Raw genomic sequence first — 25,576 nt, forward strand, 5'->3', positions numbered from 1 at the left:
GACAAGGCAATCTTGAAATATCAAAAACGAGAAAGAAGATTTGGGAGATAGAATCTAAAAAAAGAAAAAACGAAAGGAGCCTTTTTAGACCTCGTTGAGGCACAAAAACAAAAACCCAACACCTAACTTGTGGATAAAAATTTTACTTTAAACTGTTATGATAGAGACGCAAAAAACAAAAGCGGTTGTGCGGTGAAGTAGGGTGAAATTCCCTCACTGTCGCGCAACGGTAATAGTCCGATCTCGCACAATCTGCCCTTTGAAGGGCCCGCTTATGGCTCGCGTCAAGCCACCAACCTGGTTCAGAATCACAAAAAAAAGCTTGGCGTGTCAGCCAAGCTTTTTGTTCGGTTAGCACAAATGGGTTTAGTTAAACTAAAACAAAATATGTATTCACTAATCAAAAAGCGGGATGGCAGAATAGTTCCCTTTGACAAATCAAAAATAGTCACCGCTATTGCTAAAGCAGGTAAAGCAACGGGTGAATTTGGCCACAAGGAAGCAAAGAAGCTTACTGACAAAGTTCTTATTAAAGCAAGGGGAACTATTAAAGATGCAATCCCGCAGGTAGAACAAATTCAAGATATTGTCGAAGATGTTCTGTTGCATTCAAAATTTAAAAAAACAGCCAAAGCTTATATTTTGTACCGAGATCAACATAAACAATTAAGAGAAATAACTACTTCTTTTAACAACGGCTTAGTAGAAAAATATTTGCACAAGAAAGATTGGCTGATCAAAGAAAATAGCAATATGGCTTACTCTCTTCAGGGGCTAAATCATTATATCTCTAGCGAAATCAGTAAAAACTATTGGCTAAACAAAATTTATCCGGAAGAAATCAGATCTGCGCACATAAAGGGAGATTTTCACATCCACGATCTTAATCTTCTCTCTGTTTACTGCGTTGGCTGGGATCTGTTTGACCTATTAACCAAAGGATTTACTGGGGTCAAAGGAAAAATATCAAGCAAACCAGCAAAGCACTTTCGATCCGCACTCGGCCAAATCGTTAACTTCTTCTACACTTTGCAAGGAGAAGCAGCCGGGGCCCAAGCTTTTAGTAATTTTGACACGTTGTTGGCTCCATTTATTAGGTACGATAACTTAACCTACAAAGAAGTGAAACAGGCCCTTCAGGAATTCTTTTTTAACATTAATATTCCTACCCGAGTGGGGTTTCAGACTCCCTTCACTAATGTGAGTATTGATCTCAAGCCACCTTCTTACCTAAAAAATATGCCAGTAATAATCGGCGGCAAACCCCAAAGAAAAACCTATGGAGAGTTTCAAAAAGAGCAAGACATGTTTAACCGAGTCTTTCTCGAGGTAATGGGTGAAGGTGATGCTGTCGGTCGAGTGTTCACTTTTCCTATACCTACTTACAATATCACCAAGAATTTTGACTGGGAAAATAGAAACATTCGCGGATTATGGAAGACCACAGCTAAATATGGGATTCCTTATTTTTCCAACTTTGTCAATTCCGACATGAATCCAGAAGATGCGCGATCAATGTGCTGTCGCTTAAGAATCGATAACAGACAGTTAGAAAAGCGGGGCGGCGGTTTGTTTGGCGCCAACCCCCTAACCGGCTCAATCGGGGTAGTTACCATCAATTTACCAAGAATCGGATATCTAGCTAAAAACAAAAATGAGTTTAAAAAGATGTTAAAAAATTTGATGATAAAGGCAAAAGACAGCTTAGAAATTAAGCGAAAGATTTTGGAGCGGCTTACTGAAAATGGACTTTATCCTTATTCAAAATTCTACCTGAAAGGAATAAAGCAAAAATTGAACGAATACTGGAAAAATCATTTCTCCACAATTGGTTTGATAGGAATGAATGAAGCTTGCCTAAATCTCTTTGGCAAAAATATCGGGACCCCGGAAGGGAGAAATTTTGCTATAGAAATTTTAGATTTTATGAGGAATGAATTAATAAGCTTTCAGAAAGAAACGAAAAATAATTACAACTTAGAAGCTACTCCGGCCGAAGGTGCCTCTTACAGGTTGGCAAAAATAGACAAAAAGAAATATCCAAACATTATTTGTGCCAACGAAAAAGATTGCCAGAAAGGCGCTGAACCTTATTATACAAATTCCACCCAATTGCCGGTTAATTTTACCGATGATATTTTCGAAGCCCTTAACTTACAAGATGAAATTCAAACAAAATACACTGGGGGAACTGTGCTCCATATTTTTGCAGGAGAAAAAATAAATAACCCCGAAGTTATAAAAAACTTGGTAAGAAAAATCTGTGAAGGCTATTCCCTCCCCTATTTCACCATCTCCCCCACTTTTAGCATTTGTCCTGAACATGGATATTTATCAGGAGAACACGAGCAATGCCCGCAATGTAAGAAACCTTGTGAAATTTATTCTCGCGTAGTTGGCTATCTACGACCAGTGAATCAATGGAATAACGGAAAAAGAGCAGAGTTTAGTCGACGAAAAACTTTTAAAATTGAGAACGATCTGTGATTATCGGGGGGTTCCAAAAATTCTCTCTGATAGACTATCCTGGGAAAATAAGCGCGATTATTTTCACTCGAGGTTGTAATTTTCGCTGCCGCTATTGCCACAACCCTGAATTAGTTATTCCAGAAAAATATGCGCCAAAAATCCCCCTTTTTAAAATTTATGATTTTTTAAGAAGACGGCAGGGCAAACTTGACGCTGTAACTATCACCGGTGGCGAACCCACCCTTCATCCTGACTTAATAAAAGTAATGGAAAAAATTAAAGATATGGGCTTTTTGATTAAATTAGATACTAACGGAACCCATCCAGAAGTTCTTGAGAAAATTATTACCAAAAAATTAGCTGACTATTTAGCGATGGATATTAAAGCACCACTTAAAAATTATGCAAAAATTGTAGGCCGATATGTAGCAACTAAAAAACTAAAAAAGAGTATTAATTTAATAATGAACTCAGGTGTTAAATATGAGTTCAGGACAACGGTGGTAAAATCTCTTATTAACCAAAATGATTTAGAAAAAATCGCCCAAGAAATTAGAGGCGCAGAAAACTATTATTTACAAAACTTTATTCCAACCAAACCCCTTGATCCTAGTTTAACAAAAAAACATTCTTTTTCTTATAACGAGCTCGGAATATTGACTAAAAAATTGAGAAAGTATATTAAAAATTGTTATATTCGCTAAAACACACTCAAAAACTTAATTAATTGAATTAAAATGAACATTTTCATACGATAAAATGTGTTTAGTTAATATCACTTTTCCGTTAGAAAATGAGGCTAGCGACAAAAAGGAGCGGAAAAAAGCGAGACTGAATTCCCCCCAGACCCCCTTTTCCGTCCGCCCCGTCCGAGCGTAGGTTCTCTGCCGCGCAAAGCGCGGCAATCAATCACGCTTTTTTCAAAAAAAGTTCGAGCGGCGTTCAGTAATTGTGACCAGATGTAACATTTGTCAGTTTAGAGAGGATTCCATCTGTTCTCTTTGCTATTTTAAAGTCTCTGAGAAATTATTGGGAGAGCTCGCTACTTATGAGACTGGCAATAAACTACTCCTTAGTGCTGTTAAAATATTTAAAAAACAAGGTTTATTTTTTATAAAATAAAGATGGGTAAACTCAAAAACAAAAAAAGAAGGCAGTCAAGTAGACAAGCCAAAGAGAATCTTTGCTCTCTTGAGTTGCCTTAAACTTAACTGCCCTTGGTTGGCAACAACCAGTAAGGGCCGCATTAGCCCTGAGTTATACTACCTGTTGTTGTCGCCTCAGCAGGAACCTCTGCCAGGCTCTCACCAGAGTGAAGCCGCGGGCTGCTTCTGCCAACCGTCCCAACTACGGTCTAGCAAGGTTTTTGTGGAGACCCACTTAACATGTCCGTCGCAGAACCCAACATTATTGCCTCCGTTGTGCCGACCGGGATTCGGAATACCATTATTCGGATATCCCGAGACAGCCCCAAGTGCATACCTTTTGAGCGAGTAGACCCAATAAATTTGAGCGCCGTCAGCTCGCTCCGCTTCAGTGAACATCAACGCATCGGCAGGGGCCTCAATCGCCGCAAGATTCGCCCCACGACCAAGCCCGCCTGCAGAGGTATCGTCACAGGCGATGTTGTTGAAGCTCAAACCATAGGCAATGGTTCTCTTCGTTGTACTGGGGCAGACAAAAACCTGGTCGTTCTTCACGTACGGCTCGATGATCTTGTACCATTCGTGGCGCGCAACGCCATACCCCCCGTTCGCCAGAGGTACAAGCGTTTCGTCATAATCCTGTGCATACATCATAAATGCCAATCCGAGTTGCTTTTCGTTTGACAGACAGCTGGTCTGCCGCGCCTTCTCTCTGGCACGAGCGAAAACCGGGAACAGGATCGCCGCCAAGATCGCGATAATCGCGATAACTACCAACAGTTCAATCAGCGTAAATCCCTTTCTGTTGAGCATTTCCATCTTGCTCCTTTCATGTCTAATTGCGATACTCGGTACATATCAGTGCAGTAGCCCAGTCATTGCCCCAAAGCTATTCAGTTTTTTTCCTTCCAAGTTCGCCTCCTCTCTTTTTAAGATTCTTGACTCCACTTTCTTCTTCCTATTTAGCACCAAAAAAACAAAGTGTCAATGGTTAAAGAAAAAAGAAATTGTTTTTTTAAAAAGTTTCGGCAAGATAATTTTGGAATACCAAATTATTTCTGGATATCTAAGAGACTTGCTAGTCGAAGACAATGTAGTCGTTTATTATAAACATGTATTAAAAAATAGTTATTTTTGATATTTTCCATATTTCAAACTCAAGTTTTTATCATCACAGCAAAATAACTCAATTGTTTTTGCATGTTTCAAAAAAACAAAATAAAATAGTATAATTATCAACAAAAAATGCCAAAAAAAGTAAAAATCAAACTCATTGACAAATCTCTTCCCGTACCTGCTTACCAAACTAAAGGATCGGTTGCTTTTGATATTTATGCCAGAAAAACAACAGTTATTAAACCAAAAGAAATCAAGCTTGTACCTTCTAATATTATTTTAGAAGTGCCTAAAGGATACTTTCTTTTAATCGCTGCCCGTAGCTCTCTGCCTTTAAAAAAAGGATTAATGTTGCCCAATGGTATTGGTGTAATTGATCAAGATTTTTGCGGACCTAAAGATGAAATTCATATTGAACTTTATAACTTCAGCAATAAAAAAGTGGTGATCAGCAAAGGAGAACGAATTGCTCAAACCATCTTAGTAAAAATTGCCAAACCAAATCTTGTACAAGGAAAAATAAAGAACCGCCAAAGCAGAGGCGGTTTTGGCTCTACTGGCTCTGCTGAAAGATAACAAATTCCCTGGCCTTCTTTCGCTTAGCCCGTGGTCGGGGTTGAACCGACAACCTGCCGCTTACGAAGCGGCTGCTCTACCATTGAGCTACACGGGCAAAACCAAAATCTCCTTTAAAATTATAAATCCGCTTAAAGAAAAATGAAAGCTCTGTACAACAATTAGGTGTCTAAATATTTTAGTCTTGGCACAAACTTTTATAAACCCTTTTATATTTACCTAAATATTAGCTAAAAATTTTTGCTTTTACCACCTTTCCTGTAGCCTCCACCTCCTTTTTTCCATTCGGCTTTTGACAAAAAAGGATAATAAAGATCATCTTCTAACCTGATATTAAAACTATCAATTTCCTCTTTGCTCGGATTCTGATCACAAAACTCTATACCCTCAAAATCTTCTACAATAGCAATCGGAGTTTGCTCTTGTCCTTCACCTATAACTGCTACTGAAGCAGCAGCCAGAGCGTCAACTAAATTAGCAAAAGTAGCCTTCATTTTGCGGCCAAAAAGATCTTTTTGGCCAATATACTTTTTGAGCGGTTTTATACCGCTATAAGCAAGAGCAAAACCAATTGTGCCGCATCGAGATGGGATTGTTTTGCTGTCTGTAATAATAACCCCTAAATTTTTAACTTGATATCTACTTTTTAAGTGCTCACGAATTTTATTTGCCGATCTATATGGGTCTTTAGGCCAAAGCACATAACAACCATCAGCATTAGACTCATCAATTCCAGCAGTAGCAGAAAGAACGCCGTTTTTTATAGTTATAATCACAGAGTGTTCTCTGTTTTTAGGTCTGGGGATATAAAAATCTGCTTCAACTGCTACTAAACTATCTTTATCTCTGACTTCTTCCTTTTTAATAAAAGAACCTTCGCATAAGCTAACTATTTTTGAAGCAATAACCACAATTGATTTCTCTTTCATTTTTGTAATAGCTCTATCTAGAACTTTAAAAATTGTTTTGGAATTATTGCTAATAACCTCAGTTTTTATGGGCGTAATTTTCATAAAAAATAACTTTTGTTTTATTCTGACTTAAAATTAAATAAATTTCCAAAAAAATAAAACCCCTTGTTCATAAATAAACAAGGGGTCAAAATCACTCTAAGCGCATAATGTCCTTAAGAGGGCATCGCGCAACAAAGGAACAAAATTCTCCCTGTATAAAATAGTCTGCTTCTGTAGTGTTATAACAAAATTCTGATCTGAATATGTCCAGATAGGATTACTCACAAGCGCCACAAATTCTTGAATTTTCTGCCTGGGAAGCTGTTGCAACAAGAATTCACACTGAATTCGGCTCTCATAAGAGACAAAAAGTTCACCAGTGTCTGTCCTCCCATAAATTAAGCTATTAGCAATGAAATTGCCGCTTTCTAGTGTACGGATAACTTTATGCTCAATCTGATCCTCATCACTAAAATAACAAAACCCTATGCTTACGGCCGCTAAGCCACAGCTGACTCGGTGATCGCTATAACCCAAAGCAATAACCCACTGGGTGGTGTTAAGACTTAATACACAAGCTTTAGTATATATCATTGTAGATGATCTAAAGGTATCTACAGGGACAGGAACAGAACACTCAAAAATCGGTTCCTGCGCAATTTCTCCCCACACTTCCTCAACAAGCTTTTCTACAGACAACATAAAATCACCTCTTTTTAAAGTTCGGTATTTTTAAATATATTTATTAATAATAAGGTAAAAATCAACTAAAAATTTTGAACAAAAATACAAAGACTAAAAAACTTTCTCTAAAATAACTCCTGCTTTTTGTAGCCCGCCTTCCTTATTGTTATATAAATTGACTCTTCTTTGGCGCCTTGAAAACTTTCTCTAGCACGTCTTAAGCTGTCAATATTTCATGTTCTAAATTTTCCCTTACATAAACTACCAACAATGCCCGGGGAGGGAGTCGAACCCTCAAAAGCTTGCGCTCACTGGATCCTGAATCCAGCGCGTCTACCAATTCCGCCACCCGGGCAAGTTAGATTAAAAACAAAGTTGCAAAATGGCGGTGGGGGTGGGATTCGAACCCACGGTCCGCAAAAAGCAGACACGGCATTTCCAATGCCGCCCGTTCGACCACTCCGGCACCCCACCAAATATAAACAGCTTTGGAAAGAAAATAGCACAAAAACAAAGCAAAATCTACTCTTAACTAAATTTTAATCCTTGCCCCCTCTTTAGCAAAAATAAACGCTGGCTCTTTCTTACAAACCTGCCTCACTCTCTCTAAATGCTGGGGTCTAGTATGAACTACTAAAACCTTGTTTATTTTTGCTTTTTCTGCAAGCTTTTTAACCTGTTTTATGGTGTAATGATTTGGCGTAGGTTTCTCATATGAAGCCTCAGTTATAAGCAGATCTGCATCCTGACAAGTTTTTATCAAATCCTTAAAAGAGTGTTTTGAACCAATGTCTCCAGTATAAACCAATTTTTTGCCTTGATACCTAATAACAATGCCTACTGAAGCAAACCACCGCACATGTTTTACAGGGAAAATACTTATTTTGCTTTGACCTAAACTCATTTTTCTTTTACCTTCTTGAAAAAGCACCGGATACTCTTCTTTGGGCTCAACCCAAAAAATCTTACGCCACAACCTCCATCTCTTCCTTAAACCTTTAGGCCCAACTATTATCATTTTTTTATGCTTTGAACAATTTTTATAAATATCTTCTACCCAACGGGAATGAACCAGAGGAAAAACATCAGCAAAATGGTCAGTATGAAAATGGGATACAAATACTAAATCAATTTCTTGAAGATTAAAACCCAAATCTATTAAACGGCGGATTATCCCAAAACCAGCATCTAAAAGAATCTTTTTTCTGCCTACCTCTACAAGAAAACCAGATGGATTTCTTTTTTTAGTAGGCACCAAAGTACCAGCACCTAAAACAGAAACCCTAAAATTCATAAATAAAAATTAGCTTTAATTTTTCAAAAAATCAATCACGGCGTATAATAAAATAAATGCTACAAGGGCGAAAAATTCAGCTCAAAGAGTTCCACCACGAGACTAAACGTTCAGTTCTTAAAAAATTCCTGATTGTAGCCACCATATTTGTACTTTATCTTATCTTTGTTCTTTTTAAATTTGGCTTTAAAAACGGGCTTTGGGTTGCCCTTCTTTCCTGGTCTTTTTTTGTGCTCTGTACCCCGATCTGCGATGCCGGGCTTTTATTTGATTTGCCAGTTCGCCTGCTCACAAAAATCAAAATGATTTATGCAGAAATAGGCACTTGGATATTAGCAATTCTGCTTAACAGCTTTACTTTGGCTTTAAAACCAGAAATTTATCAAAACACAAAACTGCTGAAACTTTTCTTTACTATTCTTACTCAACCTTCCCCTTACTGGCTCATAATTTTACTCTCAGCTATTGGTACATTTTTATCTGTATATTTTGGCGATGAACTCTTGGATATTATCTTTTTTCACGAACAGGAAAAATATACTCGCCACAAAAAGAAGTACCAGTTGGTAATAATTCTATTTTTAGCGGCAGCGATAATTTTGCTTTATAAAGAAGTATCAAACCATTTGGAACTCTAATAATCACCAAATCTATTATATCTTGACATTTTTTGTTTCTTATGGTTAAATAGGGTAGCTTTTGCAGTTTAAAACATAGCAGGAAAGGAAGAAAAGAGATGAGGAAAGCGACGAAAAAATTCTTTGCAACAATGGTTATAGCAATTCTTGTAGTACTCCTTCGCCCTGAGAAAATTCTTGATCCGTTCTGGGACGGCGGAAGCTGGGAATGGGTCTTCCCAGGACTAACGCCCATTACCCTGAAACCTATGGGGTGGTGGCGAGTGACCACCATACCCCTGCTCGCCACCATGGCGCTCCGGCGTCCTCATTGGACACATTGGACTGCCGGAGCGCTGTTTGCCTGCATGTGGATCTTTTCTCCATATGCGGGTATAGGGACACTGGGGTTTTTCCTGTTGCTTTCCCCGGTGTCCTGCCTCATCGGCAAAGCCGGTGGGGTAGAGGCAAAAGAGGCATTGCGATACTGCCTCTACTGCCTTAAAAAAGTAGTCCTGGTAGCAGGGCTGGCAACAGAAATATTTTACCCGCTAGCAGGGCTTCTCACCTCTATTATTGCTTTGGCGATGATAGAGGGCGCTTCCCAAATCCTCCTCTCCCCAAAAGATATTTGGGAGGGGATAAAGGATTTTTTGGGGGGCGTTAAGTTTTTGCTGTCGTGATCACCAAGGGGCAGGGTTAAAACCCTGCCCTTTTTGCTTATTGTTTTTTGAATAAACTCTGCTAAAATCAAAACAATGACCAAAGAAATTTTAATTATTGGCGGAGGTAGAATAGGACAAGCTCTTTCATCTGCCCTAAAAAATAAACCTGTTGTTTTTGACAAAGACCCTAAAAAAGCAAACACCAAAAAAACTCTCTCTGAACTAACCAAAGAGGCAAAAATTATCTTTTTAGCTGTCCCGGGCATAGCTTATGAAGAGCTAATTAAAGAAATCAAACCCCATCTCCAAAAAGAATCCCTTATTATTGCTGTAAGCAAAGGCATAACCAAAAACTATCATTTTGTCTGGCAAGAGCTCAATAAACTCCCCCAAAACTACGGCATTTTAGCTGGGCCAATAATGGCTGAAGATATTATTAAAAATAAGCCGACTGTGGGCATAATCGGCTTTAAAAACAATAAAGCCTTTAGCCAAATAAAAACCTTATTTAAGCAAAATTTCCGTTTAATCAACTATCCGCACTCTCCTAAAGATCTTTCAGTAGCCGGCACCCTAAAAAATGTTTATGCTTTGTTTTTAGGAATAATAGACGGCTTGAATTTAGGAGAAAACGCCAAAGCATATTTTTTGCTTAAAAGCCTCAGAGAAATGAGAATTTTAGCAAAACACTTTAAAGCCAACCTTTTAGCGATAAACGGCTTAGCTGGCATTAGCGACCTAATCCTTACCGCCTACTCCTCATACTCTGATAACTGCCAACAAGGAGTAAAAATAGCCCAACAAAAGAAACCCGATCCCTGTGAAGGGATACGAACTTTAGAGTTTCTGGCAAAAAAAATAAAAAATAAAAACAATCTTCCTTTGCTTTCAGCTTTAGAAGAAATCATTCTAAATAAAAAAGATGCTTATCAGGTCATTTCCACTCTTTTTCCTGCGTAGGTCTCCCCTTTTTTTAGTTATTGATATTGGCACAACTTATTTTAAAATTTTTATTTTTGACAAAAACCTAAAAATTGTTAACGAAAAGAAAATAAAAAATAAGTTGCTTGCACCTCAAAAAGGGTTTTGTGAAGTTAACCCAACCCAATGGTTTTTTTGGACAAAGGAATTTCTGGAAAAAAATAAAAACTACAATATCCAAGCAATAGGATTAACTGGACAGCGCGAAACCGTTGTCTTTTGGGATAAAAATACTGGCATGGCTGCCTGCCCGGCAATCCTTTGGAGTGATAAAAGAACAAAAAAAACAGCTAACACCTTAAAGGCAAAAATCGACCCTATAAAAATAAGATCTAAAACTGGGCTTTTTTGGCACTACCGCTACCCTATTTTTAAGCTAATATGGGCAAGCCAAAACATTGAAGAGGTCAAAAGCCTAATAAATAAAAAACGCCTTTATTTTGGCCCGCCCAGCTCTTGGCTTGCTTTTAACCTTTCTAAAGAAAGAAATTATATAATCGACCACACCCAAGCTTCACGCACTTTGCTTTACAATTTAAAATCGAACTCGTGGGATAAAGAGCTGCTCAAACTTCTTCCTGTACCAACAAATTTTCTTCCGAAAATAATACCTAATTTTTATTATATCGGATCTGTTAAATTAGAAGGTAAAAAACTGCCTATTCTTTCCTCTATCGGCGACCAAGAGGCATCTTTATATCAATGGCCCCTAACAACAACTAAGCTTACCTTAAGCACAGGCGTCTTTTTGGGTAAAAAAGTAGAAAAATTAAAAATATTACCTAATACAGAAACCTCAATATCTTTTTATGATAAAAAACCGCTCTTTTTGTTAGAAAAAAGACTTAACATCTTAGGTAAAGATCTTCTTTCAGCCTTAAAACAAAACAATAAAGAAAAGCTCACTCAGTTTCAGGAAAAAATCGCCAAGGGATTAAAAACCCTTCAAGCAAAAAAAATCCAAGTAGACGGGGGACTGGTCAGAGACGACAAGTGGGGTTCAAAAATGAGACAGATTATTCTTGAGCTTCCCTTTGAATTTGAATTTAGGCAAAATCAGGAAAGCTCTGCTAAAGGTGTGGCAGAAATTCTCAGACAAAGATTAAAGCTTTAAAAAATTCTGATATAATAGAAAATATGGCAAACTACTCTTTTTGGCTAAGGGTCCGCAATCATCAGTTAATTTTCAAAAAAGAAATTCGCTTAGAAGATGAGAGCATTCGTGACTTAGAAGAGATGAAAGAAGTTTTGTACGACAACTCCAATTTAGATTTCAACTGCACTCTTTACCGAATGTACCGGGGCGCATACCTTGAAAAAGACGAAAACAACTTCCAAAATATCCGCCACGATCTTACTCTGATTACTCCCGGAACAATAAATCACGAATTTATAAAAACCTATGGACACTATCACCCCAAAGTAAAAGACAAAAGTTTTCCTGAGGTTTATCAGGTAATTAAGGGGAAGGCCCTTTTTCTTCTCCAAAACGAAACAGCCAAAGAAATCTTCTTTGTTTTTGCCCAAGAACCAGAAATAGTTATTATTCCCTGTAATTTTGGCCACATTACTATCAATATCAGCAAAGAAGACTTAGTTTTGGCCAATTTAGTCGACAGACATTTCCACTCTTTGTACAAACCCATCACTGCCAAAAAAGGAGGTTGTTTTTATATCCTTGAAGACAATCCTTTAAAATGGGTGCCTAACCAAAGATACAAAAACATCAATCAACCAAAATTAGCAAGACCAAAAGCTCTATTCCCAGAAAAAACCTATATTTATGATCTCTACAAAAACAATCCCACCCAATTTCACTGGCTTAATGAGCCACACCAATTTAGACTAAAAAAGACTAAACTTTTTGAAGAAAAAAGCTGGCCAGAAATTAAACAGGAGCTTGGCTTATGAAAATAAAAAAAATTTCTGCTCTACAAATTATCAACTCCAGAGCCATCCCTACTTTAAAAACTACTGTTTGTCTTGAAAATGGTATCTGTGCTTCAGCTTCAGTGCCTCAAGGCGCCTCTACAGGCAAGTATGAGGCTAAAGAACTGAGAGACAACAATCCAAAATCGTTTTTTGGTTATTCTGTAGGCAAAAATATCCAGCTGATAAAAGAAAAAATTAGTCCTGCCTTAAAAGGCATCAAAATCAATGATCAAGAAAAAATTGACCAAACACTTATTGATTTAGACGGCTCTGAAGATAAATCTAATCTTGGCGCTAACACTATTTTGTCTGTTTCTTTAGCTTGCGCGAAAACAGCTGCCAAAGCCCAAGAAAAAGAGCTTTTTCAATATCTCGGAGATCTTAGCGGAAATAAAAAATTCCATCTGCCTACTCCTCTTTTCAACTTTATTAATGGCGGCAAACATGCACAAAACTCTCTTGATATTCAAGAATTCTTAATTATTCCTAAAGCTCGATCTTTTTTTGAGGCAGTTAAAATAGGAGATGAAATCTACCTTTCTCTCAAAAAACTCCTTAAACAGAAAAACTATTCCTTAGGCTTGGGGGACGAAGGCGGTTTTGCTCCTGAATTACAATCCAACCAAGAAGCCTTAAAGCTGCTTAAAGAAGCAGTTAATAAATCTTCTAAAAAGGCTTATCTGGGATTAGATGTGGCTGCTAATAGTTTTTTTAAAAACTCTGTTTATTTGGTTGAGGGAACCTCTTTGAGTTCAGAACAATTTATTAACTACTTAAAAGAAATCTGCCAAAAATTTAACATAAAAAGCATAGAAGATCCCTTGGCAGAAACAGATGAAAACTCTTGGAAAAAGATAAAAAAAGAAATAAAAAATACCCAAATTGTCGGTGACGATCTCTTTGTCACTAGTCCTAAAAGAATAGAAAAATTAGGCGATTTTGCCACCGCTATTATTATTAAACCAAACCAAATCGGCACCCTAACTGAAACACTACAGGCTATTAAAAAAGCAAGAGAAAAAGGCTTAAAAATTATTGTCTCCCATCGCTCCGGAGAAACTGAAGATACCTTTATTGCTGACCTTGCTGTAGGGGTCAAAGCAGAAGAAATAAAATCAGGAAGCCTGGCTCGCTCAGAAAGAGTGGCTAAATATAATCGGCTTTTAGAAATTGAGGCAAAATTCAAACTTCCTTATTTTTCTGCCTTATGAAAACCGCTCTTATAATTTTAGACGGGTTTGGGATTTCGGCAGATGAAAAGACCAATCCAGTTTTTCAAACCCAAACTCCTTTTTTAGATTTTTTACTTTCTCAAAACCCACATCTTTTAATAGAAGCTTCTCAAGAAGGGGTAGGCCTGCCTTTTGGCGAGCCCGGCAATTCAGAAGTCGGCCATTATAATCTTGGCACAGGACAACTCAGCTGGCAGTCCCAAGAAATGATTAACCAAAAAATTGATTCCGGAGAGTTTTTTAAAAATCCAGCTCTTCTAAAAGCAGTAAATTTTGTCAAGCAAAACAACTCTCGCCTCCATCTACTAGGTTTAGTCAGTAATGGCGGCGTTCACTCACATCTTAAACACCTTTTTGCTCTATTAAAATTAGCTAAAGAACAGGGATTAAGAAAAAACCAAGTTTTTATCCATGGTTTTACTGACGGAAGAGATACAGCCCCGCAAAGTGCAGAAACTTACTTTAAAGATCTTGACAATGAAATCGCTAAAACAGGCATTGGCGCTGTAGCTTCTGTTTGCGGCCGCTACTATGCTATGGACAGAGACAATCATTGGGAAAGAACTCTCCTCTCTTATCAAGCGATTGTGGAGGGCAAAGGAGAAGTCGCCTCAAACCCTTTTGAAGCCATACGTTTAGCTTATGAAAGAAGAGAAACAGACGAATTCATTAAGCCTACAGTCATTGTTAACCAAAACAAACAGCCTTTAGCTTTAGTACAGGAAAATGATGCCGTGATATTTTTTAATTTTCGTGCTGATAGAGCCAGACAGTTGACAAAAGCATTCTTATCTTCTGATCCCAGTATTCCCTCCCGCAAAACCTTTTCTTCTCTTTTATTTGCCACTTTAACCCCTTATGAAACTGATTGGAAAATAAAAGTAGAAGTAGCTTTTTGGCCCCACCCTCCCCAAACTACCCTTGCCCAATTAATATCTCAAAATAATCTTTCTCAACTACATTTAGCGGAAACGGAAAAATATGCCCATGTGACTTACTTTTTTAATGGCGGCCAACAAAAACCTTTAGCAAAAGAAAAACAAGTCATTGTTCCCTCTCCAAGAGTTCCTACTTATGACCAAAAACCAGAAATGAGTGCTTTTGAAATTACCCAAAAAGCAAAAGAGGAAAACCAATCTTCTGCTTATGATTTTATTGTTATTAATTATGCTAACGGAGATATGGTAGGCCATACTGGAAATTTTCAGGCTATTATCAAGGCCTTGCAAGCTCTAGACCAAAATCTTAAAGAACTCATTCCTTTTCTTTTTGAGAAAAAGTATAAAATCTTCATTACCGCTGATCACGGCAACTGCGAACAAGCCATTAATCCTTCAACCGGGGAAATAGACAAAGAGCATACAATTAATCCTGTATTTTTGGTAAGGATTGACCACATACCGCTAAAAGAGGTAGCTTTTGAAACAACACTACACCAAAAACTTTGGCTTAAATTAGGAACAGAGAACAAAAAAGGAATTTTAGCAGATGTTACTGCTACCTTAGGCAAAAGTCTCGGACTTGATAATTCTCTTTTAAGCGGAGAACCAATACTGAACTAAGGTGTGCTAAAATAATAAAGGACAACCTCTAAATATGGCTTTTTTGGATATTTTAAAACAGAAAGTTTACCGTCCAGTAGTGCTTTTAATTTTAGACGGTTGGGGCATAGCCCCCAGCTGGGGCGGCAATGCTATCAGCATAGCCTCAACTAAAAACTTTGATTATCTTTGGCGCACCTTCCCGCACACTACCCTCTGTGCTTCAGGAGAATGCGTAGGGCTACCCGGACACGAAGCAGGCAATTCAGAAGTCGGACACCTCAATATAGGAGCAGGCAGAGATTTGGATTTAGACATAAGCCGCATCAACAAAGCTATTGAAAACGGCTCTTTTTTTCAGAATGAAAGTTTTCTTAAAGCTATTCATCATATTGAAAAAACTAATGGCTCTATTCATCTCATTGGTCTTTTAAGCGACGGTGGAGTCCATTCTCACATTAACCATCTTTTTGCCTTATTGGAAATGCTACAAAAATTTAAAGTGAAAAAAGTCTTTATCCACCCTATACTAGACGGAAGAGATACGCCCCAATCCCAAGCCCTGATATATATTGAAAAACTAAAAGATAAAATTAAAAAACTCCAAATTGGGCAAATAGCAACGCTGGCAGGAAGATTTTACGCTATGGACAGAGACAGGCGCTGGGAAAGAACCAAAACTTACTATGAAACTTTAACATTAGGCAAAGCTAAGACTTTTCCTTCACCAGAGAAGGCAATTAGCTTCTTTTACCGACATGGCTATAATGACGAATTAATGCCACCAGCAGTAATTAACAAACAAGGCACAATAAAAGACGGCGACGCAGTGATTCTTTTTAACTTTAGAGCTGATAGAGCCAGACAGATAACTCAAGCTTTTTTACAGAAACCATTCAAGGGGTTTAGAAGAAAAAAATTAGAAGATCTCTTTTTTGTTACTTTTGTCCCTTATTTTGAATATGACATTAAACTGCCAGCTATATTTGCTTTCAAACCTCAACCTATACACAAACCACTAGGAGAAGTTTTAGCCCAACATAATTTTAAACAGTTTCATTTAGCAGAAACAGAAAAATATGCCCACGTGACTTACTTTTTTAATGGCACAAGAGAAAAACCATTTAAAGGCGAAGATCGAGAGATTGTGCCTTCACCTAAAGTAAAGACATACGATCTAAAACCAGAAATGAGTGTTTATAAAGTGACTAATGTTTTTTTGGAAAAAATAAAGATGCAAAAATACCACTTTTTTGTTGTTAATTTTGCTAATCTTGATATGGTAGGCCACACTGGGCAGATTCAAGCAGTAGTCCAAGCCGCTAAACATGTAGACAACTGCTTAAAAAATGTGTTTTTAGCAGTACAAAAAACAAGAGGCATCCTTTTAATAACCGCAGATCACGGAAACGCTGAAGAGATGATTAACCCCCAAACAGGCGAAATCAACCCTGAACACACTAACAATCCTGTTCCTTTTATTTATATTAATTTAGGAGAACAAAAAAATATCTATCTAAAAACCGGCCAAGCACTAAAAAATATCGCTCCCTTTATACTTCAACTTTTTAATCTTAACCCCCCCCAAGAAATGACTGCTGAACCTCTAGCCAGCTTTACTCCGGTTCAAAAACCAAAAAACGATACCCCTGATAACTACTGGTCAATTTAATTATTTTAATAATGAAAGTTATTCTTGAACCAACTGCTCGCCACATCCACCTTTGCCAAAAAGATGCGGAACTTCTTTTTGGGAAAGGTTTTAAGTTTGAAATTTTACGCCCGCTTTCTCAACCAGGGCAATTCGCTACTACCACAAAAGTAAAAATAAAATCCGGAGGTCGGATACTTGAAGTAAGAGTCCTCGGGCCCTATCGTGAATTCACTCAAATGGAAGTTGCTCCTTCAGATTTGTACTATCTTCAAACCACCGCTCCTCAAAAAATAAGCGCTCAAAATGATGGAGGGAAAATAGAAATTATTGGCCCAAAAGGAAGAATAATTCGCCAAGCTTTAATTTTACATCAGCGGCATATCCATTTGACAAAAGAAGATCTGGAAAAATTAAAACAAAAATTAGGAGCGAATTTACATAATACAGATGTTGTCCGTTTAAAAATCAAGGGTAAAAGAGGAGGAATTTTGGATAATGTCGTGCTTCGTGTATCAGAAAAAGCAAATTTTCGAGCCCACATTGATATTGACGAGGCAAATGCCTTGGGTGTAAAGTTTAAAACTGAAGCTGAAATTATTCTTTAAAATGAAAAAAATAGAAATTCGTTGGCATGGAAAAGGAGGACAAGGAGTTAAAACTGCTTCTTTGCTTTTAGCCGAAGGAATAAACGAAACCCCGCTTTTTGCCCAAGCTTTTCCCGAATATGGCCCGGAACGAACCGGATCACCAATAGAAGCCTACAACCGCATCTCTGAGAAAGAAATCCTAGCCCACTACCCTCTACTTGAACCTAATATAGTAGTGATAGCTGATCTCCAGTTGCCAGCAGAAGTTTATGAGAAAAAAACAACAAAAAAAACGATTTTTCTTTTTCCCGCAGAAAAAAGCTCGGTTAAAAATAGGACTATTATGACAAACATTAAAAGTTTTGCCCAAAAACACAAAATACGTTTCCTTAATATGGGTTTAGTAGGAGCGGTAGTAGGTATTTTAGAGAAAAAATTTAAACTCCCCGCCCCTCCCATTTTGGCAGGCATTAAAAAAAGAATTGACCGGAAATTCCCACCCCGGTTAGCAAGATTAAATTTTGAGTTCGTCCAAGCAGGATACAAGGAAACTAAAAAAATAAAGGAATGAAAAAAATTACCCAAAGTCTAACCGGCAATGAAGCGGCAGCACTGGCTCTGCGTCAAGTCGAACCAGATGTGTTAGCAATTTACCCCATTACCCCTACCACAGAAATAATGCAGATAATTTCTCATTATGTGGAAAGAAAAAAAATGAGGTCAGAATTGATTTTGGCAGAGTCAGAACACTCAGCGATGTCTGCCTGTGTCGGAGCCTCTGCCTCAGGCGTAAGAACGGCTACCGCTAGTGCCTCTCAAGGACTCATTTATATGCACGAAATTCTGCCTATTGCCTCAGGCTTAAGACTTCCTGTTGTAATGGTTGTGGGAAACCGAGCCATCTCTGCTCCTATTAATATCCACGGAGACCATTCAGACACCATGGCAGTAAAAGACTCGGGCTGGCTCCAGTTATACGCAGAAAACCCCCAAGAGGTATACGATCTCATAATCAACGCTTTCCCTATCGCCGAAAAAGCACGACTGCCAGTAATGATTTGTATGGACGGATTTATCACCACCCATGAGTTAGCAAAAATAGAAACTTTACCTGATAAAGAAGTAAAAAAAATAGTGGGCCCTTTTGTCCCCAAAAACCATCTTTTTAATAAAAAACCAGTCACAATAGGACATCTCGCCCTTCCTGATTCTTATATGGAATTAAAATTATCTGTGGCTAAAGCTATTAAAGAAGCGAAGAAAACCATTGAAATCACCTTTGCAAAATTTAATCACCTCTACAAAACCTCTTATTCTTTTATTGAGGTAGTCAATCCAGAAGCAAAAACATTTTTGGTAGCTATGAGTTCAGTGTGTGGAACAGTTAAAGAATATATCCAAAAGCATCCGGAAATTGGCCTCTTAAAACTCCGATGCTTCCGTCCTTTTCCTAAATATGAAATTATCAAAGCTCTTGAAAAAACAGATAAAATTATTGTTTTAGACCGAGCAGAAGCAATGAAAGGAGACAAAGGCCACCTTTACGAAGAAGTACGCTCTGCTCTTTATGATCTGGAAAAGAAACCCTTAGTTTTTGGAGAAATTTATGGGCTGGGAGGAAGAGATTTTTATCCTCAAGATCTCGAAAAAATAATCAGCCGCTATGCCTAAACCAAAACTCTTGCCCCAACATCGACTTTGCCCCGGATGTCCAGCCGGAGTAATAGCTAGCACTATCATGGAGGTTATACCAGAACCTTTAGTAGTAGTACTTGCCACCAGTTGTTTAGAAGTAGGCACTACTGTTTATCCGAACACCGCTTGGCAGGTTCCCACGATCCATTCCGCGTTCGCTAATTCTGCTTCCACCGCTTCTGGCATAGCCAGAGCTAAAAGAATCTTGCTTGCAAAAAGCAAAAAACGCTTAGAAATTAGCAAACTTTACCCGTATCTTAACGAGAATTTGAAAATTGTTGTTTTCGCTGGAGACGGAGGAACTTATGATATTGGACTTCAAAGTCTTTCGGGAATGGCAGAACGAGGGGAAGATGTGCTCTACATTTGTTACAATAACCAAGCTTATATGAACACCGGCGCCCAACGCTCCTCTGCCACCCCTTTTGGAGCAACCACTTCTACTACTCCAGAAATCGGTAAGAAAAAATACCCTAAAAGAATGACAGAAATAATGATGGCTCATCATATACCCTATGTAGCTCAAGCTGCCTATGGCTTTTGGGACGATTTAAAACAAAAGATAAAAGAAACCCTTGAGATCAAGGGACCAAAATATATTGAGATTCTTTCTCCCTGTATCCCGGGATGGCGTATTGAAGCTAAAGACACAGTAAACATCGCTCGTTTAATAGTGGAAACAGGGTATTGGCCATTATTTGTTTGTAAAAAAGGCAAACTAAAACTTACTTATCAACCCCAAAAACTTTTATCACTAGAAGAGTGGTTCAAAGTAGATCCCCGATTTCATTTCTTGCTTAAAGATAAAAACAAAATAAAAAAACTCCAAGAAAAAGTTAAAAAAGAATGGAAAAAATGGCAAAAAAATTAAAAACAACCCTACCTTATATTTCTTATTTGATTTTTGTTCCTAATTAACAAAGCAAAATTTTAAAAGTTTTGAGTTTTATTTTACTGATTTATACAAAAAAAGACCGCTTAGCGGTCTTTTTAGTTAACAGAAGGTTTTATTTCCTCCAAGGCCCTATTCCCAAAAATTTTTATCCATTCATCATATCCTCCCATAAAAACCCAGAAACAATATACCAACATTTGCTCTATAACCTCTATTATCTTTTCTTCATCATTACAACCTGAAACCTTAGTCATTTTAAGCCAACCGCTATTTTTTATCTCTTGAATAGTCCTACTAAAAGAAGAAGGCCTTGGATTTTTAGCAGAAACTTGAACAAAACGCTTTTTCCCCTCATCAAAAGATATTACAATAAAAACAAAAAACATCTGCCTTACCTCCTCTTTTTTCAGCCACTCTTAACACTGCTGAGCGCGATGCCGGATTTTTCTCCAGCTCTAAACAGCTCGGGAAAAATCGGCCTATGTTTTTTAAGGAGCCAGATTTCAAAACTCTGCCAAAAATTATGTCCTTTTTTGGCTCAGATGTTAACCTAAAAATTCGTTTAACCAACCTGTCTTCAAGAGAGTGAAAAGATATCACTAAAATTCTGGCCTGGGGAGAAAGAAGGGAAATCGCTTTTTTAACACCGATTTGGACATTGTCCAACTCTTTATTCACATAGATTCTCAATGCCTGAAAGGTTTTTGTAGCTGGATGAGTTTTGCCCCAAAACTTTCTGGGCACAGCTTGAGCCACAATCTCTGCCAACTCCCTAGCTGTTCTTATTTCCTTTTTTGAACGAACACTAATAATAGCCTCAGCTATTTTTTTAGCCCACCTTTCTTCTCCATAAACTTTTAAAATCTCAGCAATTTCTTCTTTTGAATACCCTCTAACTATATCCAGTGCTGTCTCCTTTCTTATCTTTGAATACCTCATATCCAATAGTGAATCTTCTTGAAAAGAAAAACCCTTTTTTGCTTTTTTAAAATGGAAAGAGCTGGCACCAAGATCAAAAAGAATACCGTCTATTTTTTTGATTTTTAAGCGAGAAAGTGTTTTATCTAAATCAAGATAACTACAATTTTTAAAAATAACACAAGGGGAAAAAGCAGCTAGCCTCTTCTTTGCTCTTTTTAAAATCTCTTCATCCCAATCAAGACAAATCAATTTTAGTTTATTAAGCCAGCCCTCTTTTTGTGCTTTTTTAAGTAAAGCTAAAGAGTGCCCCCCTTCTCCGCAAGTAGCGTCAACTATAAAAACCCTCTTTTTCTTGGAGAGCAGATAAACATTAACCCAATATTTAAGCACCTTTTTGAGCAAAACAGGTTTATGATACATAAAAACCTATTAACTAAACCAGGTCCAAACCCCTAAAACAATCAAAAACAAACCAGCGAAGAGCTCCAACCAGCGCTGGTATTTGGTCATAAAAGTAGTTAATCTGTCTAAAGCTATAAAAGCAGAACTAACCAACAAAGCAATCAAAAGCATTGGCAGAATAAAAATTAAATTATAGTAAAAAAGCCAAGCCAAAGAGGAAAACAACTTAACATCACTTAGCAAGCCACCAGCAACAAAGTAAGGGCCCGCGCTGCAAGGCAATAAAAACAAAGAAATAAGAACACCGGCGACAAACATCCCTTTTAAACTAAAGGCTCTATTGAGAATTTCTTTTATTTTCAAGCCAAAAAGAGGTTGGATCTTACAGGTACCGGCTTTAGAACGCAAAAACTCTACTAAGTTGTATAACCCTAACAGCACCGCTAAAACTGCCACCGCTTTATACAACCAAAAAGAAAAAGAAAGATTTAAGGAAGAAATTCCCTTAAAACCCAAAACAATAAAAACGCCTAAACAAAAATAAACTAAAAAAATTGCCCCCATAAAACTTAAAGAACTAAGAAAAATTCTTTTGCCAGAAAACTTTTTGCTTTCAGCCAAAACCATAAGCAAAAGCAAAAAAATACTTAAAGCGCAAGGGTTAACTGAATCAGCCAAAGCCAAAAGGGTGATACTGAGGCAACTCACACACTTATCAGAAAGAGCTACCGCTGGCTCAGGACACTTCAGTTCACCAGAAACATCTTTAAGAATTGACTCTAATTGAGTAGAAATATCCTTGCCCACTAAAAATTTATCTCCGACAAAAACAATCGGCACCTTGCCCCAATAACGATAAGGAACCTTATAATAATGTAAAAGAGCTCGCAAAAGAGTGGGATTGGTTTTAGCATTAAGCTGTTTTTTGGCAATTGAATACTGCTCTTTGAGAGAGTCTATTTTTTGGGCTGCTTTTTGACACTCTGGGCAGCCGGGAGCAAAGAAAAAATAAAGACAGATATCGCCTTCTGTTTTTTCCTCCTTAAGCGTCTCTTGGCCTTCACAGGAAGATCCAGAAGAGTCAAGAGTGCAGACATCACTGGCAAATATATTTTTTGGGAAAAAAACCAGGCTTAAGAACAAAAAAATAAAAATAATTTTTAGCCAACGCATTTTCCTCTTGTTATGTACTTGGACCCAGCGGGACTTGAACCCGCAACCTCCGCCATGCCATAGCGGCGCTCTACCAATTGAGCTATGGGCCCAAATTTAATTTTGAATCTACTCCCAATGTTTTTTCAAGAATCTTCTCCAGCGCTCCAAAGCGAAGCTTTAGGAGCGCCCCGCCAACGGCGGAGTTGAGCTATAAGCCCAAAAAGCGGGTGAGGGGAATTGAACCCCTATCTCAACCTTGGGAAGGTCGCGTTCTACCGTTGAACTACACCCGCAAAATCTATATCTCTACTTTTTTCGCCAAAACTAAATATACTTTCCTTAAAAAAGGCTTTATTATATTAACAAAACCTATTCAATTTTCAAGGACCGAGTTTCTCTTTATCCTGCTTGAAGATTCCAACCAACACGATTATATTATACAAAACCACACACCCTAGTTTAAACACTCCAAAAGTTAATATGAAAAAAGATACCAAAAATACAAACAAAGATATAATAAATTTTTATCTAACAGATGAATATATTACCAAAAACCCTTCGCTTGATATAGAAGACTCACCCTGGAAAGTCAGCAAAATCATCCCTCTTGTTAATAAATTTACAAAACACCTTAACAAAGATGAAATCACTCTATTGGATGTCGGAGGTGGAGCAGGAGCAATCCTTAGTGCAATATCTACTTACATAAAGAAAAAACATCATATAAAAGTTAATAAATTTGCATTGGATTTAAGCCCAGGAATGCTTAAGATTCAAAAAAAGAATAATCCCGATCTTAAAAAAGCTCTCAATGAAGACATCCGCCAAACCTCTTTGGGCAATAAGGAGATAGACTTAACTTTAATGATTGATGTGTTAGAACATATACCAAACCCAACAAAAGCTTTAAAAGAAATAAAGAGAATTTCTAAATTTGTCATCTTTAAAGTCCCTTTAGAAGGCAGCCTTGTCTCTAGAATATGGAATTTTATAAATAGGAACAAACCAAGGCAACATGCTATTAAAACAATCGGCCACATCAATGTCTACAACCTTAATAAACTCAAATACCAAATAGAAAAACATACAGGTCAGATATTAGACTACTATTTTACAAATGTATTTGAATATTGTCAGAATTCGCCACATTATAAAGACAAAATAGACAAAAAACGCAAACTAAAAAACCTTATTGCTTCTTATGTGTTTAAAATATCGCCTAAACTCTGCTCTTTTCTGTTCAGCGATTTTATTATGGTTTTAGTCAAATGCTATTAAAGATATACAAAAATATAGACGTTGTTATTGCATCAACATTCTATCTTCTACACTTTTATGCAGTGTATTCTACACCACCCATAAACGGATATTTTTTCGTTTTGCTCAGAAAATAATCCATAATTTAACCACATATAATCATGAGATTTGAAAGCCAACACCACCAAAGGGGCAAAACGAAAAAATAAAACCAATTGGAAGAGTCAAATTAGACGACAGGCCTTTTCCATTCAATCCTGAAGTGATAGTAAAAAATTTTTTCCTGAGGGAAAACATCTTAAAACTGCAGATGGGAATGAGTATATTTTAGATGAAAACGGAAAAACTATTCTCTTATTTAAAGATGGAAATAAAAAAGGAATATACACTTGATCATTTTGTGCCTACTTGGATGATTGAACAATATTACTAAGGAAATATCTACCCCCAACTTCAATACGCTATAAATGATCAGCTTAAAAAGGTAGTTAAGCTGATAAAGAAAATAAGTAAAGAAAAGATTACAGGAAACGGCTTCACCCACGCGTTAGCGCAGGACAAAATCCGAAAAAATATTCTTTTTTAATTAGAAATTTTGTGCCGTCTATCCAGCGGTCGGCAAAAACCATGTGGAAATTCAAGAGAACTTTCCCATATCACCATAATGCTTTAATTATTTTGAAATCTTCCGTCGTCTCTTGATGTTGAAAGTTTATGCACATTTTTCTCAAGCCATCCTATTTTTTCAACTTCCCTTATATCAAATTCAGGAACATAGGGCTTGATATCTAGAAGGGGGGTGCCATCTACAATGTCAGTATCCTGAATATATAGGATGTTCCCTTTGATTTTTACAAAACGAACTATTGAAATACCAATTGGATTTGGTCTGCTTGGAGCTCTTGTTGAAAAAACTCCATGTATCTGATTATCCATAAACGGCTTTACTTTTAAGAACGGTTCTTTGGATAGGTGAAAGTGATATATTAAAATGATGTGAGAGAAATCTTCAAGATCTTCTAAACCTTCAGCATATTCTGGAAATACTTCAATTGTCCCGTCAACGCCTTCAGTGGCCGAGGATTGTATAGGCGTTCCCTTCGGTTTCTTGAACGAAGAATGAATAATCCCTATTGGAACATAATTTATTTTTTCCATAACTTTATCTATTTATAATGTGATTTCGGCGGCTTTTTATCTGCACAATTACTCTGTTCACTTTCTAAAATGAAAACAATGGGCTGACTCTCTAATTTCTCCCAAATATTGTTTAAATTTTTGTATTATACCCATCGTTATGGATCCTTAAAAAGCGTTCCATAATAGGTATGAATAAGAGTTTTCACAAAAGTAACCAGCCAAAAAATAACCAAAAGCCAATATAATGCAAAGCCAATATAATCTATTAGCTGAATTCCAAATAGTAATGAAATTGTATGGCTTGCAGCCACATATGCTCCAAGAGGAAAGGTAAAAGCCCACCACGACATTGCATAAGGGATCTTTAATCTTTTTATATAATGCAAGGTCAATACAACAGCCATCATAACCCACCATATGCCAAACCCCCAAAATAAAAATCCAAACACAAAGAAAGGTTCCCGCATAGTTATGAATGATGAGTTTTTAACTAGGTTAACTAATGCAACAGTTCCTGCTCCAATAGGCCCAAGATTTATCCATATTGTGGGAGCAAGAGTGTTTGGTAAAGGATGATGAAGAATAAAACGATACATTGTTATAGCCAATAGAGCAAGATAAATGAAAAAACCAGACCCCCACCCAAAATAGTTAAGGAAGATAAC

25 protein-coding genes and 5 tRNA genes are annotated in these 25,576 nt (G+C 37.3%); 16 read left to right on the top strand and 14 right to left on the bottom strand.

Translation table 11 applies throughout. The features are described 5' to 3' along the window. Window positions 1–387 precede the first annotated feature (387 nt). Together J7K05_01075 and J7K05_01080 are read left to right on the top strand one after the other, a co-directional pair. Window positions 388–2,487 (top strand): ribonucleoside triphosphate reductase, encoded by a 2,100-nt coding sequence (locus J7K05_01075; GenBank protein ID MCD6194783.1) that lies wholly within the window; start codon window positions 388–390, stop codon window positions 2,485–2,487. Then, the gene (locus tag J7K05_01080; protein ID MCD6194784.1) at window positions 2,484–3,173 is read left to right on the top strand and encodes an anaerobic ribonucleoside-triphosphate reductase activating protein; all 690 of its coding nucleotides are present in this window, start codon (window positions 2,484–2,486) and stop codon (window positions 3,171–3,173) included. Before J7K05_01075 ends, J7K05_01080 begins: the two co-directional genes overlap by 4 nt. Before the next feature lie 600 nt (window positions 3,174–3,773). Here J7K05_01080 and J7K05_01085 read toward each other — a convergent pair. Beyond that, window positions 3,774–4,433, bottom strand: coding sequence for a DUF1559 domain-containing protein (locus tag J7K05_01085; GenBank protein ID MCD6194785.1), 660 nt, complete (start codon window positions 4,431–4,433; stop codon window positions 3,774–3,776). 426 nt (window positions 4,434–4,859) lie between these two features. On the opposite strand from J7K05_01085, the gene dut reads away from it, so the two are divergent. Then, window positions 4,860–5,306 (top strand): dUTP diphosphatase, encoded by a 447-nt coding sequence (dut, locus tag J7K05_01090; protein ID MCD6194786.1) that lies wholly within the window; start codon window positions 4,860–4,862, stop codon window positions 5,304–5,306. Between the two features lie 25 nt (window positions 5,307–5,331). Here the strand turns inward: dut and J7K05_01095 are convergent. The 6 genes from J7K05_01095 to J7K05_01120 all read right to left on the bottom strand — a co-directional run bounded on the left by J7K05_01095 (window position 5,332) and on the right by J7K05_01120 (window position 8,237). Then, a tRNA-Thr gene (locus J7K05_01095) sits at window positions 5,332–5,403 on the bottom strand. A 133-nt stretch (window positions 5,404–5,536) separates the two neighbouring features. Then, window positions 5,537–6,235, bottom strand: coding sequence for a coenzyme F420-0:L-glutamate ligase (locus J7K05_01100; protein MCD6194787.1), 699 nt, complete (start codon window positions 6,233–6,235; stop codon window positions 5,537–5,539). A gap of 180 nt (window positions 6,236–6,415) precedes the next feature. Continuing rightward, window positions 6,416–6,961, bottom strand: coding sequence for a hypothetical protein (locus J7K05_01105; GenBank protein MCD6194788.1), 546 nt, complete (start codon window positions 6,959–6,961; stop codon window positions 6,416–6,418). A 253-nt stretch (window positions 6,962–7,214) separates the two neighbouring features. Further along, window positions 7,215–7,298 (bottom strand) — tRNA-Leu (locus tag J7K05_01110). A 28-nt stretch (window positions 7,299–7,326) separates the two neighbouring features. Then, window positions 7,327–7,417, bottom strand: a tRNA-Ser gene (locus J7K05_01115). Window positions 7,418–7,475: 58 nt separating this feature from the next. After that, the gene (locus tag J7K05_01120) at window positions 7,476–8,237 is read right to left on the bottom strand and encodes a ribonuclease Z (GenBank protein MCD6194789.1); all 762 of its coding nucleotides are present in this window, start codon (window positions 8,235–8,237) and stop codon (window positions 7,476–7,478) included. 56 nt (window positions 8,238–8,293) lie between these two features. On the opposite strand from J7K05_01120, the gene J7K05_01125 reads away from it, so the two are divergent. The 12 genes from J7K05_01125 (at window position 8,294) to J7K05_01180 (ending at window position 20,012) form a co-directional block, all read left to right on the top strand. Next, complete coding sequence (locus tag J7K05_01125; protein MCD6194790.1) at window positions 8,294–8,875, top strand: hypothetical protein; 582 nt, start codon at window positions 8,294–8,296, stop codon at window positions 8,873–8,875. 98 nt (window positions 8,876–8,973) lie between these two features. Continuing rightward, the gene (locus J7K05_01130) at window positions 8,974–9,537 is read left to right on the top strand and encodes a hypothetical protein (GenBank protein ID MCD6194791.1); all 564 of its coding nucleotides are present in this window, start codon (window positions 8,974–8,976) and stop codon (window positions 9,535–9,537) included. A gap of 75 nt (window positions 9,538–9,612) precedes the next feature. After that, complete coding sequence (locus J7K05_01135; protein MCD6194792.1) at window positions 9,613–10,479, top strand: NAD(P)-binding domain-containing protein; 867 nt, start codon at window positions 9,613–9,615, stop codon at window positions 10,477–10,479. Continuing rightward, entirely contained in the window at window positions 10,442–11,614 is a 1,173-nt protein-coding gene (locus J7K05_01140; protein ID MCD6194793.1) for a hypothetical protein, read from the top strand. The genes J7K05_01135 and J7K05_01140 overlap by 38 nt, the downstream gene beginning before the upstream one ends. Window positions 11,615–11,637: 23 nt before the next feature. Next, on the top strand, window positions 11,638–12,411 hold the full coding sequence (locus tag J7K05_01145) for a hypothetical protein (protein ID MCD6194794.1): 774 nt from the start codon (window positions 11,638–11,640) through the stop codon (window positions 12,409–12,411). Then, a complete protein-coding gene (gene eno / locus J7K05_01150) occupies window positions 12,408–13,643 on the top strand; it encodes a phosphopyruvate hydratase (protein ID MCD6194795.1) in 1,236 nt (411 codons plus the stop codon). Before J7K05_01145 ends, eno begins: the two co-directional genes overlap by 4 nt. Next, window positions 13,640–15,226 carry a 2,3-bisphosphoglycerate-independent phosphoglycerate mutase gene (locus J7K05_01155; GenBank protein MCD6194796.1) on the top strand — a complete coding sequence of 529 codons (1,587 nt, stop codon included), beginning with the start codon at window positions 13,640–13,642 and terminating at the stop codon, window positions 15,224–15,226. The genes eno and J7K05_01155 overlap by 4 nt, the downstream gene beginning before the upstream one ends. Before the next feature lie 34 nt (window positions 15,227–15,260). After that, entirely contained in the window at window positions 15,261–16,877 is a 1,617-nt protein-coding gene (locus J7K05_01160) for a 2,3-bisphosphoglycerate-independent phosphoglycerate mutase (GenBank protein ID MCD6194797.1), read from the top strand. Between the two features lie 11 nt (window positions 16,878–16,888). Next, entirely contained in the window at window positions 16,889–17,464 is a 576-nt protein-coding gene (locus J7K05_01165) for a propanediol utilization protein (protein MCD6194798.1), read from the top strand. A 1-nt stretch (window position 17,465) separates the two neighbouring features. Further along, entirely contained in the window at window positions 17,466–18,017 is a 552-nt protein-coding gene (locus J7K05_01170; GenBank protein MCD6194799.1) for a 2-oxoacid:acceptor oxidoreductase family protein, read from the top strand. Continuing rightward, a complete protein-coding gene (gene porA, locus J7K05_01175) occupies window positions 18,014–19,117 on the top strand; it encodes a pyruvate ferredoxin oxidoreductase (GenBank protein MCD6194800.1) in 1,104 nt (367 codons plus the stop codon). The genes J7K05_01170 and porA overlap by 4 nt, the downstream gene beginning before the upstream one ends. Then, window positions 19,110–20,012 carry a pyruvate ferredoxin oxidoreductase gene (locus tag J7K05_01180; protein ID MCD6194801.1) on the top strand — a complete coding sequence of 301 codons (903 nt, stop codon included), beginning with the start codon at window positions 19,110–19,112 and terminating at the stop codon, window positions 20,010–20,012. The genes porA and J7K05_01180 overlap by 8 nt, the downstream gene beginning before the upstream one ends. 119 nt (window positions 20,013–20,131) lie before the next feature. On the opposite strand, the gene J7K05_01185 is transcribed toward J7K05_01180, so the two are convergent. The 5 genes from J7K05_01185 to J7K05_01205 all read right to left on the bottom strand — a co-directional run bounded on the left by J7K05_01185 (window position 20,132) and on the right by J7K05_01205 (window position 22,807). Continuing rightward, entirely contained in the window at window positions 20,132–20,422 is a 291-nt protein-coding gene (locus J7K05_01185; protein ID MCD6194802.1) for a hypothetical protein, read from the bottom strand. Continuing rightward, a complete protein-coding gene (gene rsmH, locus J7K05_01190; protein MCD6194803.1) occupies window positions 20,391–21,377 on the bottom strand; it encodes a 16S rRNA (cytosine(1402)-N(4))-methyltransferase RsmH in 987 nt (328 codons plus the stop codon). The genes J7K05_01185 and rsmH overlap by 32 nt, the downstream gene beginning before the upstream one ends. A gap of 9 nt (window positions 21,378–21,386) precedes the next feature. Next, a complete protein-coding gene (locus tag J7K05_01195) occupies window positions 21,387–22,532 on the bottom strand; it encodes a hypothetical protein (protein MCD6194804.1) in 1,146 nt (381 codons plus the stop codon). A gap of 19 nt (window positions 22,533–22,551) precedes the next feature. Beyond that, a tRNA-Ala gene (locus J7K05_01200) sits at window positions 22,552–22,624 on the bottom strand. Window positions 22,625–22,736: 112 nt separating this feature from the next. Beyond that, window positions 22,737–22,807, bottom strand: a tRNA-Gly gene (locus J7K05_01205). Between the two features lie 187 nt (window positions 22,808–22,994). Between J7K05_01205 and J7K05_01210 the strand changes: the two genes are divergently transcribed. After that, window positions 22,995–23,792, top strand: a complete 798-nt coding sequence (locus J7K05_01210; GenBank protein ID MCD6194805.1) for a class I SAM-dependent methyltransferase — start codon at window positions 22,995–22,997, stop codon at window positions 23,790–23,792. A gap of 648 nt (window positions 23,793–24,440) precedes the next feature. Here J7K05_01210 and tsaA read toward each other — a convergent pair. Beyond that, on the bottom strand, window positions 24,441–24,929 hold the full coding sequence (gene tsaA, locus J7K05_01215; protein ID MCD6194806.1) for a tRNA (N6-threonylcarbamoyladenosine(37)-N6)-methyltransferase TrmO: 489 nt from the start codon (window positions 24,927–24,929) through the stop codon (window positions 24,441–24,443). Window positions 24,930–25,066: 137 nt separating this feature from the next. Beyond that, window positions 25,067–25,576 (bottom strand): C4-dicarboxylate ABC transporter (locus tag J7K05_01220; protein ID MCD6194807.1); only part of this gene is annotated, 510 nt, incomplete at its 5' end.

This window comes from bacterium (assembly GCA_021157605.1).
GTDB lineage: Bacteria > Patescibacteriota > UBA1384 > JAGGWG01 > JAGGWG01 > JAGGWG01.

What these genes read in the sequence shown, in the direction of transcription:
- J7K05_01075 (MCD6194783.1), top strand. Translation starts at nt 388, where the DNA reads ATGTATTCACTAATCAAAAAGCGGGATGGCAGAATAGTTCCCTTTGAC.
- J7K05_01085 (MCD6194785.1), bottom strand. Translation starts at nt 4,433, where the DNA reads ATGGAAATGCTCAACAGAAAGGGATTTACGCTGATTGAACTGTTGGTA.
- dut (MCD6194786.1), top strand. Translation starts at nt 4,860, where the DNA reads ATGCCAAAAAAAGTAAAAATCAAACTCATTGACAAATCTCTTCCCGTA.
- J7K05_01100 (MCD6194787.1), bottom strand. Translation starts at nt 6,235, where the DNA reads ATGAAAGAGAAATCAATTGTGGTTATTGCTTCAAAAATAGTTAGCTTA.
- J7K05_01105 (MCD6194788.1), bottom strand. Translation starts at nt 6,961, where the DNA reads ATGTTGTCTGTAGAAAAGCTTGTTGAGGAAGTGTGGGGAGAAATTGCG.
- J7K05_01120 (MCD6194789.1), bottom strand. Translation starts at nt 8,237, where the DNA reads ATGAATTTTAGGGTTTCTGTTTTAGGTGCTGGTACTTTGGTGCCTACT.
- J7K05_01125 (MCD6194790.1), top strand. Translation starts at nt 8,294, where the DNA reads ATGCTACAAGGGCGAAAAATTCAGCTCAAAGAGTTCCACCACGAGACT.
- J7K05_01130 (MCD6194791.1), top strand. Translation starts at nt 8,974, where the DNA reads ATGAGGAAAGCGACGAAAAAATTCTTTGCAACAATGGTTATAGCAATT.
- J7K05_01135 (MCD6194792.1), top strand. Translation starts at nt 9,613, where the DNA reads ATGACCAAAGAAATTTTAATTATTGGCGGAGGTAGAATAGGACAAGCT.
- J7K05_01140 (MCD6194793.1), top strand. Translation starts at nt 10,442, where the DNA reads ATGCTTATCAGGTCATTTCCACTCTTTTTCCTGCGTAGGTCTCCCCTT.
- J7K05_01145 (MCD6194794.1), top strand. Translation starts at nt 11,638, where the DNA reads ATGGCAAACTACTCTTTTTGGCTAAGGGTCCGCAATCATCAGTTAATT.
- eno (MCD6194795.1), top strand. Translation starts at nt 12,408, where the DNA reads ATGAAAATAAAAAAAATTTCTGCTCTACAAATTATCAACTCCAGAGCC.
- J7K05_01155 (MCD6194796.1), top strand. Translation starts at nt 13,640, where the DNA reads ATGAAAACCGCTCTTATAATTTTAGACGGGTTTGGGATTTCGGCAGAT.
- J7K05_01160 (MCD6194797.1), top strand. Translation starts at nt 15,261, where the DNA reads ATGGCTTTTTTGGATATTTTAAAACAGAAAGTTTACCGTCCAGTAGTG.
- J7K05_01165 (MCD6194798.1), top strand. Translation starts at nt 16,889, where the DNA reads ATGAAAGTTATTCTTGAACCAACTGCTCGCCACATCCACCTTTGCCAA.
- J7K05_01170 (MCD6194799.1), top strand. Translation starts at nt 17,466, where the DNA reads ATGAAAAAAATAGAAATTCGTTGGCATGGAAAAGGAGGACAAGGAGTT.
- porA (MCD6194800.1), top strand. Translation starts at nt 18,014, where the DNA reads ATGAAAAAAATTACCCAAAGTCTAACCGGCAATGAAGCGGCAGCACTG.
- J7K05_01180 (MCD6194801.1), top strand. Translation starts at nt 19,110, where the DNA reads ATGCCTAAACCAAAACTCTTGCCCCAACATCGACTTTGCCCCGGATGT.
- J7K05_01185 (MCD6194802.1), bottom strand. Translation starts at nt 20,422, where the DNA reads ATGTTTTTTGTTTTTATTGTAATATCTTTTGATGAGGGGAAAAAGCGT.
- rsmH (MCD6194803.1), bottom strand. Translation starts at nt 21,377, where the DNA reads ATGTATCATAAACCTGTTTTGCTCAAAAAGGTGCTTAAATATTGGGTT.
- J7K05_01195 (MCD6194804.1), bottom strand. Translation starts at nt 22,532, where the DNA reads ATGCGTTGGCTAAAAATTATTTTTATTTTTTTGTTCTTAAGCCTGGTT.
- J7K05_01210 (MCD6194805.1), top strand. Translation starts at nt 22,995, where the DNA reads ATGAAAAAAGATACCAAAAATACAAACAAAGATATAATAAATTTTTAT.
- tsaA (MCD6194806.1), bottom strand. Translation starts at nt 24,929, where the DNA reads ATGGAAAAAATAAATTATGTTCCAATAGGGATTATTCATTCTTCGTTC.